Origin of the sequence: Caldicoprobacter faecalis (genome assembly GCF_900115765.1) — a bacterium.
Lineage (GTDB): Bacteria > Bacillota > Clostridia > Caldicoprobacterales > Caldicoprobacteraceae > Caldicoprobacter > Caldicoprobacter oshimai.
This window is the reverse complement of sequence record NZ_FOXR01000001.1, coordinates 25,769-38,822: the sequence shown is the minus strand read 5'-3', so window position 1 is coordinate 38,822 and position 13,054 is coordinate 25,769. Positions and strand designations below refer to the sequence as shown.

The window sequence follows — 13,054 nt, the reverse complement described above, 5'->3', positions numbered from 1 at the left end:
TCATCCAATGATCTTTTTAACGGCCTCAATGACTCTCTCGGCCTGAAAAGGCTTGACCACAAAGTCCCGTGCCCCCGCCTGTATTGATTCGATCACCATGGCCTGCTGTCCCATAGCAGAACACATCATTATCTTTGCATCTGGATTTATCTTTCTGATCTCCCGAACCGCCTGGATGCCGTCCATCTCGGGCATGGTAATATCCATAATTACCAGATCGGGCTGAAGCTCTTTGTACTTTTCAACAGCCTTCAAACCATTTTCAGCCTCCCCTGCTATCTCGTACCCATTTTTGGTCAGTATATCCTTGAGCATCATGCGCATGAATGCGGCGTCATCGACCACCAAAATCCTTTTTCCCATAACCATCCTCCCTTTTTTATTATGAATATTATCTTATTTAAGGCTAGATATCCTTTTGGCAGGGTTAATGATATCGGTTATCCTGACACCAAAGCTGTCATCGATTACAACCACTTCGCCTTTTGCGATCACCTTTCCGTTTACCAGCACATCAACCGGTTCGCCAGCCATCTTGTCCAGCTCAATCACCGAACCTGCACTGAGCTCAAGAATTTCCTTGATCAGCTTACGCGTCCTTCCCAGCTCCACAGAGACCTGAAGCGGCACATCCAGTATCAAATCGAGGTTGTTCTTGCCCTCGCTTGACGGCTTTTCCTCCAAAGGCTGGAAGGAAACAGGCTGTACATTAATAGGCTTAGCTTTGGGGGTATTGGAAAAGCCCGTATCGTCCTGTGCCCTGGTCGGGCCTTGTACGATTTGCGATGTGCCCTGCAAGGGAGAACTATCGTTTGATTGCTGATTGTCGGATTGCTGCTCATAACTCCCCAGCAAGTTGTTCAGCAACTCCTTTGCAAAGTCGATTGGCAACAGCTGCATTATGTAGCTATCAATAAGCCCCTCAACCACCATCTTAAAGTTGATTCGGACTATGGGCTGGTCAGATTTAAAAAGGGTATATGGAAAATCGGTACTGAAGTCCATAATAAATGTATTGGGCGGCGATATCAAAATGCTCTTATTGAACATGGTTGACAGTGAGGTACAAGCAGAGCCCATCATCTGATTCATCACTTCACCTATAGCGCTTAAATGCAACTCAGTAATCTCGCCCTCAACATTGGTACCGTCTCCACCCATCATCAGATCAGTGATGACTTTGACATCCTTCTCCTGTATTATCAGGATATTTGTTCCCTCCAGCCCCTCGGTATACTGCACTTCTGCGGCTACGAAAGGAATGGGGTATTGCTTAGCAAGCTCCTGGATAGTGGTTATGGTCACTTCGGGGGTGGTGATTACTACTTTTTTGCCAATTAAGGTTGAAAGGGTAGTTGCAGCTGTGCCCATGCTGATGTTGCCTATTTCCCCCAAAGCATCAATCTCAGCCGAGGTAAGCTGCTGCGACGGTTGCATCACAATAGCTTGGTCCCTCAACAAAGCGTCTATTTCTTCCTGAGACAGCATATCGTTCATGTCCATGGTTCAAACATTTCCTCCTTCTTCGCATATACTGGTAATTTGAACAGCCAAGTTGTGCTTTCTTAGCCCGACAATCCCACAGAACTTTTTCACATCGCCAACATAAACAGCGATATCCTCATCGACCTTCTTATCGAGCTTGATCACATCCCCTTTTTGGAGCTCTATGAGGTCTCTGACAGTGATGCTGGTTTCCCCGAGTACTGCTCTTAATTCAACCTCGGTTGTCTCTATTTGAGAAACTAGTAACTCATACGATTTTCGCTCATTCTCTTCAGTAAACTTTGTAGAAAACCAGTATTTAGAACTCAGCTGCTGTATGATGGGTTCAATCACCAGGTAAGGGATACAGATATTCATCATTCCCTCGACGTCTCCAATGTGCGCATCGAGGGTGATTATGGCAATGGTCTCGTTTGGCGAAACCAGCTGTGCAAACTGGGCGTTTGTCTCAATGTGCTCCAACACAAACTCGGCATTGACAATGTTAGCCCAGGAGTTGTTCATTAGGGGTAAAAGCTGCTTTATTATTCTCTCGATCAGCACAATCTCGATCTCGGTGAAGTCCCTGACCTTTTCGGGCGCCACCCCCAGCCCACCCAGCATACGGTCGATGATGGCGTACACAACATTGGGCGAAAACTCCAGTATTATAGAGCCTTTCAGCGGCCTGAACTCGATGATGCCCAGAACAACGGGTTCAGGGAGCGAATTGATAAATTCGCCATATGTCTGCGGTTCTACCGATACAAGGTCTATCTGGCAGTATGTACGCAGAATCCCCGAGAAATACGAACCCATAAGCCGCGCAAAGTTGTCGTGTATTATCTGCAGGGTGCGAAGCTGATCCTTGGCAAACTTTTTGGGCCTTCTGAAGTCGTATACGCTTATCTTTCGTTCCTCAGTCTGCTCCTTGATATCGTTTATGTTTACCTCTCCTGACATGAAAGCCTTTAAAAGCTCGTCAATCTCTTGCTGTGATAGTACTTCTGCCACCAAATCGTACCTCCTTGCCCCTTACTGCACCACAAGCTCATTAAAATATATACCAATAATTGTATCAATCTTCAGGGTTTCCTGCAAATCCTGCTTTATACGATTCTTCAAAATCTCCTGAATATCGCTGCGCTTCATGTCGTCTTCTGAAATGTCTCGCAATATCGATATGATCCTGTCCCTTACCTTGTGCAAATTCTTATTTAAAACCTCCGCGTCCTTTTCACTCTCAACCTCGATAGATATATCGGCCTTTAAGTATGAATCACTATCTTTTAAATTGGTTATAAAGGTTTGGTCATCATGAAATACAACGACTTCCTTTTTTAAATCGCTCCTGTCATCCCTTTGAGCACCGTTTGCTGGGCTCGATTGGTTTAGTATCAAATACAATATAACACCCATACCAATGAACAAAACCACAAACATCGGTATAATAATTGCCAACAACCTCTTCATATTCATATCGCTACTTAACCCCTTTACTCTATAGTTTGTATATTGTCTGCTTTGATAGCTTTTACAATCTGTACATCCACTCTCCTGTTTTTGGCCCTGCCCTCTTCAGTCTGATTTGGGGCTATGGGATAATACTCACCGTAGCCTTCACCCGACAGCTTATTGCCCGGTATACCATGCTTTTCCTGAAAATATCTTACCACCTTTATCGCCCGATCAGCCGAAAGCTCCCAGTTGGTCGGATAAAAAATCGTATTTATTGGTTGAGTATCGGTATGTCCTTCAACACGCACTCTATCAATCTGATCAATGTAATTGAGCAGTATTTTTGCAATCTTATCAAGTATTTCCTTGGCCTCAGGTTTAAGTTCAGCCTTTCCCACATCAAACAGTACATAATCCTTAAAGCGAATAAGAATCTCAGTTTGGGTTGGTGACAGCTCCAGCTGTGCAGGAATTTCATTTTGTACTATGTACTCACCCATCTCTTCATATAGTTTTAGAAATGGGTCAACCCGCCCCGCACTTTTCTGTTCTTCTTTCTTTCCTTTGTTCTTATCCCCACTTAACTGTTCTAAATCTATCCGGGAGTTTTGACTACCAACCCTAGGCAGGCCCTCAAGGCTTGTCCCACCATCCAGAACCCCTATATTACCACTTAAAGATTCAATCAAGGACTGCCATTTTTGCATATCGATTACAGAAAAAGAATAAATCGCTACAAAAAACGTCAATAAAAGGGTTACCATATCAGAGTATGTAACAAACCATTCAGGAAACCCACCCGTTGATTTTTTTGCTCTGCGACTTTCTCTCATTTCATTCCTCACCCGCAGACGAATTGTTGTCCAGAGATTTCCTATCTTTAGGCGCCAGAAATGCTTTAAGCTTTTCTTCAATGATTCTGGGATTTTCCCCCGCCTGTATGGAAAGTATCCCTTCCAGTATGATCTCCTTATAGAGCATCTCCTGTGCACTCCTGTACTTAAGTTTATTAGCTATAGGCGTAAACAATAAATTTGCCAGTATCGAACCATAAAAGGTAGTAACCAGCGCCACAGCCATATTTGGCCCTACCGTAGAAGGATCATCTAGAGTCTTCAGCATATTAATAAGGCCTATGAGCGTTCCAATCATTCCATACGCTGGTGCCAGTGACGCCATAGTTTCAAAAATGGCCTGTCCCTGGCTGTGTCGTTCTTCCATAAAGGTAAGCTCGGTCTCCATTATGTTTTTAACCAGTTCGGGGTCTGTGCCATCCACAATAAGCAGGATTCCCTTTTGCATGAACGGCTCATCCAGCCGGTATGCAGCCTCCTCAAGAGCCAACAATCCTTCTTTTCTGGCAATATTCGCCAGTTCTATAATCTGGCGTATTATATCATTGGGGTCCTTGGTCTTTGTAAAAAATAAATGTTTGGTAACCTTTAAAATACCGATAAGGCTATCAAGGGGATAGGATATGAGCGTTGCAGCAAATGTCCCCCCCAGCGTAATCATAATTGACGGGACATCATAATAACTAGCAAGATCTCCTGACATCAATATCCCCGCTACAATAAACGATACCCCGGCAATAATCCCTGCTAGAGTAGCTATATCCATTTTTCTCATTCACCTGCCAATCTTTCATTCCCTTGTGTGAAACCATAAATTCTCTGCTTAAATGCTATAATGCGTTCAATGATCTCTTCAATTTCTTCCCTGACCACCACTTTTCTGTCGTTGGTTAGAGTTATTACCGTATCAGGGGTTTTTTCAATATACTGTATCAAATCGGGATTGATATAGAATTCCTCCCCGTTTAAACGCGTTACCCTTATCAAGAGCACACCCCCATTGAAAGTCTCGGGTTCACAGCCAGGAGCTGATACCTGGCTGTGAACCTAAACTGTTTTACCTCTTCAAATTGACTAGCTCCTGGAGCATCTCATCGGCTACTGTAATGATTCTGGAGTTGGCCTGAAATCCCCTCTGCGCAACGATCATATCGGTAAATTCCTTGGCAAGGTCTACATTGGACATCTCCAGCGCGCCCGCTATGATGGTACCCCTGCCACCAACACCTGCTCTTCCATATACTGGATAACCGGAATTAGTGGAAGGCTGATACAGATTGTTACCCACTTTGTTCAATCCGCCCGGATTATTGAAAATGGCAATGGCCAGCACGGCATCTTCCCTGGACTGACCATTGGTGTAATACCCTATCACCCGGCCTTCTGAATCAATGCTTATTGAATTCAATATACCGGCAGCATATCCCGTCTTCATAGCCTTGACAGTGGTAGCATCCGCATACTGGGTAAACTTAATCGGGTCAAACTGAACGTTTTCTCTCCTCAAAAAGATGTCAGCCGCGCCAGAGACCTCGGGATTCATTACGATGGTGAGATCGGAATTCATTAAAGATTGAACCAGCCTACCGTCTTCGCCGAATATCAGAACACCGTGGGCCTGACCGGCTGGTATATCTTCGATCCCATCATTGTTCCAGTCATACCCGGCAGCTCTGCCAGGCACGCTTGCATCTACATCCACCATGGGAACGACATGGCTTACAGCAAAATTGTTGTATTCAATACGAATTCTGCTATTAACCGGTAAATCATCACCAAATGCCACCTGTACCGAATCGGTACCATTCACTAAAATTACGGCCTGACCCGAACCTAAGGTTGAAAGACGCGCATTAAACTCATTTTGATCATTTACAACAGTAAATTGATACTGGTTTACGCCACTTGGCGTCTCAACCGATAATGACTTGATATCATGCGCATACAAAATAGGCCTGTTTGCTCCACCAATAGTAACAGGGTTACGTGCCAATGTACCCCCTGCAGGCTGTTCAACGGTATAAGTCTCAGCTCCAGCTTGCGGTGCTGGCACTATCTTCCACGACCATACGTTGGGAGCTTGCTTTGTAAATATGTAGTTAAGCTTATGTTCGTTGCCAAGGGAATCAAACACGCTGAAGCTGTACTGTACCTCTTTCCCGACGGCAACGTTGGCATCCAGGTTGCCTTCAAACCTTATCATGTCGGTAGCCCTTGCCGGCATCGAGAGATTCGATAAATTAATGGGCCCAGGTGCGCCTGTAGTATCCACATACTGGACTCCCGTATCCGGATCTGTTATAAGGGTGTTCCATCCCAGTACCCTTAATCCTCCCGGATAAACTAAATTGCCCAAAAGGTCTATATCAAAGTTCCCGGCACGGGTGTAATACTCGTTCGTTCCATCCGTAACTATAAAGAATCCCTCACCATCTATAGCAAGGTCAGTCGCTTTGTCCGTCCTCTGGACACCAGTACGAGTATGCAGCACATCTATAGAGCCCAGGGATACACCCAATCCGATCTGCTGTGGGTTGGTACCGCCACGTCCGCCTACCTGTGACGGTGCAGAAGCGCTCCTGAGAGTCTGGTTCAAAATTTCCTGGAAGGTAACGCGGCTGGCTTTAAAAGCAACGGTGTTTACATTGGCGATGTTGTTTCCAATAACGTCCATCTGAACTTGATGGACCCTCAAACCTGAGATACCGGAATACAATGCCCTCATCATAACACAACAACCTCCTTTGGTTTATTGGCGCAGCTCATTCCCTCTGTCGTTCAGGAATGATGCAGCCTCCCCAAAGGGGTCCGGCTACAGCACCACTGCGCCATCGATATTGGTAAATATATTCTCCTTTATGCTTTCACCGTCGACCGCTGTAACAACGGTCCTTGTTGGAACGTTAACTATAAAAGCCAGATTACCCATAAGCACCAGCGAATCCCGCACGCCCTTTTCCTGGGCTTTTTCAACAGCCTTGCTAATCTTGTCTATCTCAGCATGGGATAGCCAAATGTTTCTCTGCTTCATCCTGGTTTGAGCGTGTTTGCTGAACTTGAGCGATTGTTCCTTCTGTATAGCTTCCTTCAATATCTCATCAAACCCGACATCGCCGCCAGTTTTATCAACCTTTTGAGGGGAATGAACGTAAGGAATCCCTGATACCTTCCCAGAATAGATAATACGGGTATACTCGACTTTACCGCTGTCCATGCTATTCATCCCCCTCTGTGGCTTTTTCGTCAGAATAAATTTCCTTTACATCCTCTAAAGCAATATCGTATCCGTTAACGCGCAGGCTTACTTTCCCATTAACCAATGAGACGCTTTCAACCTTGCCGCGTATGGGAAGAACGCCAGCAGAATCTTCCGCCCTTTTTTCAGCATAAACCGTCTTCCCTATCAGGCTTACTGCTTTAATAGAAGTAAAATCGCTGCTTAAATTTTGCATAAGCTCTAACGTGCTAAACTGGGCCAGCTGAGCGATAAACTCTCTGTCTTCCATTGGGCGCAAAGGGTCCTGATACCTCAGCTGTGTTATAAGGAGCTTTAAAAACGCATCTTTGCCCAATTGGTTGACAGGCCCTTTTTGAGTAGCTGCGGCATACGATTGATTGTTTACTCCGCTTACATACACCTTCATCCCTCCTTTTTTTGATTATGCAAAGCAATCAAACCGGTGCGCGCCGTCATAATACATGCCGGGCACTCTAGTCAAGCTGCGCTGCACCGCAGTCATGCCAATCCTCGACTTTTTGAAGACTGGGCTTTCAAGCCATCTGCCGCTTCCCATATCATCCCGTTGTGGCTGCTGATAACCCTGGCCGATACTTACATCAAGCTCTGCGAGATTATAGCCCTCATCAGTAAGCATTGCTTTAAGCTCCTCGGCATGCACCTGAAGGAAATCCTTTACCATCTGAGACTCCACCGTGATCCTAACCGACAGCGCCCCATTCTCCATCGCCACCTTTACAACAATCTTGCCCAGCTCCTGGGGATTCAAACGCACCTCCATCTCCGAGCGATTGGTTGACATCAAAACCCTCACTCTGTCGGCGAGCATCGCCAATGTCTCGTGAAGGTTGAAGGCTCGTCCACCGGATACAGAACTCATCTCTTCGTTAAACAGCCGGTGCGGCTGTCCTGCAGCGTACAATCGATCATGGATATGCCTTTCTTGCCTGCCGGAATAGTCGTAGGTTGAACCGTCTTGAGCATCATCCAAAGCAGCCACATCATCGGATAAGCCTTCCTGTACAGTCTCTGCCGATGATGCAAATGGTGTAGCACTTTCGTGACCAACGGATTGCCTCATGTGTGTAGAGCTTTGATGTCGGGAAGCCACATTACCATTTTCAAAAACAATCCCCTCCTTGCCGGCTGTTACCGCATCCGCATGGTACGAAGAGCCATCATCCATGAATATGCCTGAAGCCTGTTGCACATCCCTCACGGCTGCTTTTGCATCATCAAGACATATGCCGGGTACAACATTTGGGCCCTGCGCATCCGCTTCAACGCCACAAAAGCCCTTAAGCTGTTCGATGTCATTCACTGAATGCAAAGGCTTGAATACATCCTGTCCAGGCATATAAGGCATATACCTCTGCACTGAAACATCCCGGCTTATGGGATGCCAGTGCTCCAGAGAAAACGCGTCACTTTCGTTGATGCCTCTCAAGTTGGTCATTTGAGGTATTATCTCGCGCCGGCCAGAAACCGCGGCTTTCAAGGTTTGATACGGCACATCCGCTGGCGTTTTTAAACCTTCCACAGCTGCCTTTAAAGGGAGTTGGTTTGATGCGGCTTCCAATGTGGATAACCGCCCCTCCGATAAGTATACACCGCCATCATCGGTACGACTTGATCCTCCAGCGCAAATACTTTGAAGCGGTATAAGATTTTGAAGAGGCATAAGGCTCTGCAGCACAAGGCTAAACACACCAGCACATCCTTCAGCCGTGGCAACACGAGAGCGCTCTTCTTTGGTTCCGACACCGCTTACCGGGACCTCCTGTACCAAAACCATCTCCACAACCTTCTCACCTCCTTTCAATTAAATTTTTCATGCAAAGCTGAGGCCTATTGCCCAGCCATCTGCCTGGTCAAATCCGCCGCCTTTTTGGCATCCATCAAGCCCAATATTTCAGCGCTTTTCTCTTCTGACATATTTTTGAGTATTTGGATAACCAGCTGGTTATCCGACATCTCAGATAAAATCGAAGCGGCCTGTTCGCCTTCCATATTCTCATAAAGCTTGGCGATATCCTTTATATTCTCGAACTGAGCAGAGAGCTTCTGCTGCAATTCCTCGATCTCCTTTTCCCTCTCTTGCAACTTCAGCTCCCGCTGCTCCAATTCTTGCTGCCTTGACTCCAGCTGGCTCTTGAGGGTATTAAGCTGATTCTCGAAATCCTTCAGCCTGTTTTTTTCATCCTCAAGGGCTTTTAGCTCCTGCTGTAACTTGAGGCTTTCCTCCGACTGCTGATTGCTGCCTGCTTTAGAAGAGAACAAAAATCCCATCACGGCATCCCTTATGCCACCTACATTGAAGAAAACCAGCAATCCTGCAGCTATAACGACAAACAGCAGCAACACGAGGATTATAAGCCATGAAGCACCCCGTGTATCCATCATTGTTCCATTGCCCACATTTTGTTTGATACCCCTGTCATATCCCGCCATTTAGCAGTCCACCCTGTCTGTATATTTTATAGCCGGCGTATTCATCCACCACCTTTTGATGTCTTCTTTCCATCTCCACGCGGTATGCGTAATACTGCCTCTCTTTCATCTCGCTCAATACGTTGACCTCCCTGATAAGGCCAGTAAGCCTCGCTTTGATATCATCCAAATACTTTGTGGCCTGTGCAACAACCTGTTCCTGGTATTTTATGCGCCTTTGAAGCATATGGAAATAAGAGGAGTACAGCCTGATGTCGTTTACAGTCGTGCCCTTTGCCGCTAGATGTCCCATATTGGCAGTGAGCTCTTGGTATTCATCAAGCAGCCCCGATAATATCGACAGCTGCTTGTCCAGCTCTTTTTGCGCTTTGGCATATTCCGCTTCGACCTGCCTTTTTTTCAGCTTGTTGACTTTAAGCAAAATATCCAACGAAAACTTAAACTTGGCCATACGCTTTTTATGTCTCCCCACATAAGAATCCCATAAAGGATAGCATCACGAGCTTACTATTCTTTGCATCCAGCGATAGGTATCCTCAAACTCGGCCTTCTCATCTATGGCCTGCTGCAAAAATTCTGTTATCTGGGGCATCTTTTGGATGGCCTCATCCACTTCAGGATTGCTACCGCGGCGATAGGCCCCTATGTTGATGAGGTCCCTGGCCTCTTCATAAGCCGCCATTAAGGTTTTTATCTTAGCCGCCACATTCATATGGCTTTTGTCCACAATGTCAGGCATTACCCTACTTACACTGCCCAACACATCAATGGCTGGATAATGATTGCGATTGGCCAGCCTTCGCGACAGAATTATATGTCCGTCCAGTATCCCCCTTGCCGCATCGCTGATAGGCTCATTGAAGTCATCGCCATCCACCAATACGGTGTATAAACCCGTTATAGAGCCCTTCTCTCCGTTACCCACCCTTTCTAGCAATTTGGGCAGAATTGAGAACACCGATGGGGTATATCCCCTAGACACCGGCGGCTCGCCAATGGCCAGCCCCACTTCCCGCTGTGCCATGGCAAACCGTGTGAGGGAGTCCATCATCAGAAGTACGTTTTTTCCCTTATCTCTGAAAAACTCAGCTATAGTGGTGGCAACAAAGGCTGCCTTCAACCGCACCAGCGGCGGCTGATCAGAGGTAGCAACCACTATCACAGAACGCTCCAGCCCATCCTTTTTCAGATCCTTTTCAATGAACTCCCTGACCTCCCTACCCCGTTCGCCTATCAGGGCAATGACGTTAACATCTGCCAGGGTATTGCGCGCTATCATGCCCAGAAGGGTGCTTTTCCCCACACCGCTTCCCGCAAATATCCCCAGCCTTTGTCCTCGTCCACATGTCAGCAATCCGTCTATGGCTCTTACCCCTAGCACCAGCGGGGTTGAGATCCTCTGCCGATTTAGAGGATGCGGAGGGACATTCTGAATGCTGACCCACTTTTCTAGCTCCACAGGACCCTTATCATCCATAGGGTTGCCCAGCCCGTCCAATATCCGTCCGATCAGCTGGCTACCCACAGCAACCATAAATGGCTTATTGGTAAATACCACTTTGCTACCTGGCCCTATGCCGTTCAACTCGCCATAGGGCATGAGCAGTATCCTGTCCTTGCGAAAACCTACTATCTCAGCAGGAATGTATGCGGCTTCCCTGGTGTTGTATATATGGCATATTTCCCCCACTTCTCCAACGGGCGCCTCGGCTTCTATAGTCAGCCCAATGACCTGAACCACCTGACCTGTGCACTTGATCACCTCAATCCCGTTTACGATTTCCCTGTATTTTTCTAGTGAAATGCAGCCGTGCATATCAGCGTCCCACCAAAGTCCTTTCAATTTCTTTTAAACGGGTATCCACGCTGCCATCGATAATGCCACTTCCCGTATCCACCACGCAGCTTCCAGGGCTTAAAAAGTCATCCTGGATGATATCCATATCTTCTATATGATGCAGCTTGGACATAAAACGCTCCTTGAGGCTGGATATCCTGCCGTAGTCATGCTTACTTATCTTAAGTTGCACCTTTGCCTTGCCCTGAAGTTTCTTAAGCGTTGATTCAACCACATGGGCCAAAGCCTCATCATCTGTCGCCAAACGGTCGTATATGACCCGTTTGGCAATGTCCAGGGCTAGACTTACTAGGTCCTTTTCAAACTGGTCATACAGGGCTTCCCTTTCCTTTATAATTTCCTCTTTTATGCGCTGTGCCTGCTCGATTTCGGATAAAAACTGTTCCTTTGCGTCCTCCAGCCCTTTTTGAAAGCCTGCCTGGAATCCTGCTTGGAATCCTGCCTCTTTAGCCTCCTCCTTTATCTTTTGAGCCTCCCTGGCCGCTTCTGCCATTATTGCCTTTGCTTCTTCCTGGACCTTGCTTCGAATGGCTTCAGCGTCTCTCTTTACCACTTCAATGAGATGTTCAACAGGTTTTACCGCCTGTGTACCAGTTTCAGGAGTATCCCTGCGAACCGCAAACTGCATCTTCTTTTGCAACGTAAACCGGCTTTCGGGATTCAGGCAGATGCTGTGGGATTTCAACACGTTAGACAATTATCTCATCACCGCCTCCCCGTGATATTACTATCTCACCGGCCTCTTCAAGCTGCCTGATGATGTTTACAATCTTTTGCTGGGCGTTTTCCACATCCCTGAGCCTTACCGGCCCCATATACTCCATGTCTTCCTTTATCATCTCCTGCAGACGCTTGGACATATTGGCGAATATGACCTTCTTGACCTCTTCGCTGGCTCCCTTGAGTGCCAGCGCCAGGTCGCTGTTATCGACCTCACGGAGGAACCTCTGTATGGAACGATTATCAAGCGTGACGATATCCTCAAATACAAACATCCTTTTTCTTATCTCTTCAGCCAGTTCCCTATCCTTGAGCTCCAGATTTTCCATTATGTACTTTTCGGTACCTCGGTCAACCGACAGCAGTATATCCACTAGAGCCTGTATACCACCGGCATTTGTAAAATCGGCCGTCACCATTGAGGACAGCTTCTTCTCTAGCACCCTCTCTACCTCTTTTATGACGTCGGGAGAAGTGCGGTCCATGAGAGCTATCCTGGTGGCCACTTCCACCTGCTTTTCCTGCGGCAGCGCAGAGATTATGGCGGCCGCTTGCTGTGGGCGCAGGTAGGCCAAAACCAGTGCTATGGTCTGGGGATGTTCGTTCTGTATAAAATTCAAGATCTGGGCAGGCTCAGCCTTCCGTATGAAATCAAAAGGCCTGACCTGCAAAGACGAGGTGAGCTTGTTTATTATCTCCAAGGCCTTCTGGCTGCCCATGGCGCGCTCCAAAATCTCCCTGGCATACTCGATACCACCCTCAGATATATAATTCTGGGCCAGGCACAGCTGATAAAACTCCTCCATCACCTGGTTCTTGACCTCGGCGTCCACCTTGGATAGATTGGCTATCTCCAGCGTCAGCTGTTCAATTTCATCCTCGTTTAGGTGTTTGTATATTTCGGAGGCTTTTTCTTTACCCAAGGCAATAAGCAAAATTGCAGCCTTTTTACGGCCTGTCAATATTCCTTTACCTGTTGGCATACAAATT

Annotated in this window: 16 protein-coding genes; all 16 read right to left on the bottom strand. The window is 46.8% G+C overall.

Annotated elements, in window-relative coordinates; translation table 11 throughout:
* The gene (locus tag BM241_RS00225; RefSeq protein WP_025746600.1) at positions 1-363 is read right to left on the bottom strand and encodes a response regulator; all 363 of its coding nucleotides are present in this window, start codon (positions 361-363) and stop codon (positions 1-3) included.
* A gap of 33 nt (positions 364-396) precedes the next feature.
* Positions 397-1,497 (bottom strand): flagellar motor switch phosphatase FliY, encoded by a 1,101-nt coding sequence (fliY, locus tag BM241_RS00220; RefSeq protein ID WP_025746599.1) that lies wholly within the window; start codon positions 1,495-1,497, stop codon positions 397-399.
* Between the two features lie 9 nt (positions 1,498-1,506).
* The gene (fliM, locus tag BM241_RS00215; protein WP_092281784.1) at positions 1,507-2,499 is read right to left on the bottom strand and encodes a flagellar motor switch protein FliM; all 993 of its coding nucleotides are present in this window, start codon (positions 2,497-2,499) and stop codon (positions 1,507-1,509) included.
* Between the two features lie 21 nt (positions 2,500-2,520).
* Positions 2,521-2,964, bottom strand: coding sequence for a flagellar basal body-associated FliL family protein (locus BM241_RS00210; protein WP_092281783.1), 444 nt, complete (start codon positions 2,962-2,964; stop codon positions 2,521-2,523).
* A gap of 17 nt (positions 2,965-2,981) precedes the next feature.
* Positions 2,982-3,776: an OmpA family protein gene (locus tag BM241_RS00205; protein ID WP_092281782.1), complete on the bottom strand. Its 795-nt coding sequence runs from the start codon at positions 3,774-3,776 to the stop codon at positions 2,982-2,984.
* 1 nt (position 3,777) lies between these two features.
* Entirely contained in the window at positions 3,778-4,563 is a 786-nt protein-coding gene (locus BM241_RS00200; protein WP_025746595.1) for a motility protein A, read from the bottom strand.
* A gap of 5 nt (positions 4,564-4,568) precedes the next feature.
* Entirely contained in the window at positions 4,569-4,784 is a 216-nt protein-coding gene (locus BM241_RS00195; RefSeq protein WP_025746594.1) for a flagellar FlbD family protein, read from the bottom strand.
* Between the two features lie 70 nt (positions 4,785-4,854).
* Entirely contained in the window at positions 4,855-6,525 is a 1,671-nt protein-coding gene (locus BM241_RS00190) for a flagellar hook protein FlgE (RefSeq protein WP_092281781.1), read from the bottom strand.
* Positions 6,526-6,609: 84 nt separating this feature from the next.
* Positions 6,610-7,011, bottom strand: coding sequence for a TIGR02530 family flagellar biosynthesis protein (locus BM241_RS00185; RefSeq protein WP_025746592.1), 402 nt, complete (start codon positions 7,009-7,011; stop codon positions 6,610-6,612).
* A gap of 1 nt (position 7,012) precedes the next feature.
* Entirely contained in the window at positions 7,013-7,441 is a 429-nt protein-coding gene (locus BM241_RS00180; RefSeq protein WP_025746591.1) for a flagellar hook capping FlgD N-terminal domain-containing protein, read from the bottom strand.
* A gap of 15 nt (positions 7,442-7,456) precedes the next feature.
* Entirely contained in the window at positions 7,457-8,830 is a 1,374-nt protein-coding gene (locus tag BM241_RS00175; protein ID WP_242948212.1) for a flagellar hook-length control protein FliK, read from the bottom strand.
* Between the two features lie 53 nt (positions 8,831-8,883).
* Positions 8,884-9,486 (bottom strand): MotE family protein, encoded by a 603-nt coding sequence (locus tag BM241_RS00170; RefSeq protein WP_025746589.1) that lies wholly within the window; start codon positions 9,484-9,486, stop codon positions 8,884-8,886.
* Entirely contained in the window at positions 9,473-9,937 is a 465-nt protein-coding gene (gene fliJ, locus BM241_RS00165; RefSeq protein WP_025746588.1) for a flagellar export protein FliJ, read from the bottom strand. The genes BM241_RS00170 and fliJ overlap by 14 nt, the downstream gene beginning before the upstream one ends.
* 45 nt (positions 9,938-9,982) lie before the next feature.
* Positions 9,983-11,302, bottom strand: a complete 1,320-nt coding sequence (gene fliI / locus BM241_RS00160) for a flagellar protein export ATPase FliI (protein WP_092281779.1) — start codon at positions 11,300-11,302, stop codon at positions 9,983-9,985.
* Between the two features lies 1 nt (position 11,303).
* On the bottom strand, positions 11,304-12,032 hold the full coding sequence (locus BM241_RS00155) for a FliH/SctL family protein (RefSeq protein ID WP_035145896.1): 729 nt from the start codon (positions 12,030-12,032) through the stop codon (positions 11,304-11,306).
* A gap of 1 nt (position 12,033) precedes the next feature.
* Positions 12,034-13,047 carry a flagellar motor switch protein FliG gene (gene fliG / locus BM241_RS00150; RefSeq protein WP_092281778.1) on the bottom strand — a complete coding sequence of 338 codons (1,014 nt, stop codon included), beginning with the start codon at positions 13,045-13,047 and terminating at the stop codon, positions 12,034-12,036.
* Positions 13,048-13,054 lie beyond the last annotated feature (7 nt).

What these genes read in the sequence shown, in the direction of transcription:
- BM241_RS00225 (WP_025746600.1), bottom strand. Translation starts at nt 363, where the DNA reads ATGGGAAAAAGGATTTTGGTGGTCGATGACGCCGCATTCATGCGCATG.
- fliY (WP_025746599.1), bottom strand. Translation starts at nt 1,497, where the DNA reads ATGAACGATATGCTGTCTCAGGAAGAAATAGACGCTTTGTTGAGGGAC.
- BM241_RS00210 (WP_092281783.1), bottom strand. Translation starts at nt 2,964, where the DNA reads ATGAATATGAAGAGGTTGTTGGCAATTATTATACCGATGTTTGTGGTT.
- BM241_RS00205 (WP_092281782.1), bottom strand. Translation starts at nt 3,776, where the DNA reads ATGAGAGAAAGTCGCAGAGCAAAAAAATCAACGGGTGGGTTTCCTGAA.
- BM241_RS00200 (WP_025746595.1), bottom strand. Translation starts at nt 4,563, where the DNA reads ATGGATATAGCTACTCTAGCAGGGATTATTGCCGGGGTATCGTTTATT.
- BM241_RS00190 (WP_092281781.1), bottom strand. Translation starts at nt 6,525, where the DNA reads ATGATGAGGGCATTGTATTCCGGTATCTCAGGTTTGAGGGTCCATCAA.
- BM241_RS00185 (WP_025746592.1), bottom strand. Translation starts at nt 7,011, where the DNA reads ATGGACAGCGGTAAAGTCGAGTATACCCGTATTATCTATTCTGGGAAG.
- BM241_RS00180 (WP_025746591.1), bottom strand. Translation starts at nt 7,441, where the DNA reads ATGAAGGTGTATGTAAGCGGAGTAAACAATCAATCGTATGCCGCAGCT.
- BM241_RS00175 (WP_242948212.1), bottom strand. Translation starts at nt 8,830, where the DNA reads ATGGTTTTGGTACAGGAGGTCCCGGTAAGCGGTGTCGGAACCAAAGAA.
- BM241_RS00170 (WP_025746589.1), bottom strand. Translation starts at nt 9,486, where the DNA reads ATGGCGGGATATGACAGGGGTATCAAACAAAATGTGGGCAATGGAACA.
- fliJ (WP_025746588.1), bottom strand. Translation starts at nt 9,937, where the DNA reads ATGGCCAAGTTTAAGTTTTCGTTGGATATTTTGCTTAAAGTCAACAAG.
- fliI (WP_092281779.1), bottom strand. Translation starts at nt 11,302, where the DNA reads ATGCACGGCTGCATTTCACTAGAAAAATACAGGGAAATCGTAAACGGG.
- fliG (WP_092281778.1), bottom strand. Translation starts at nt 13,047, where the DNA reads ATGCCAACAGGTAAAGGAATATTGACAGGCCGTAAAAAGGCTGCAATT.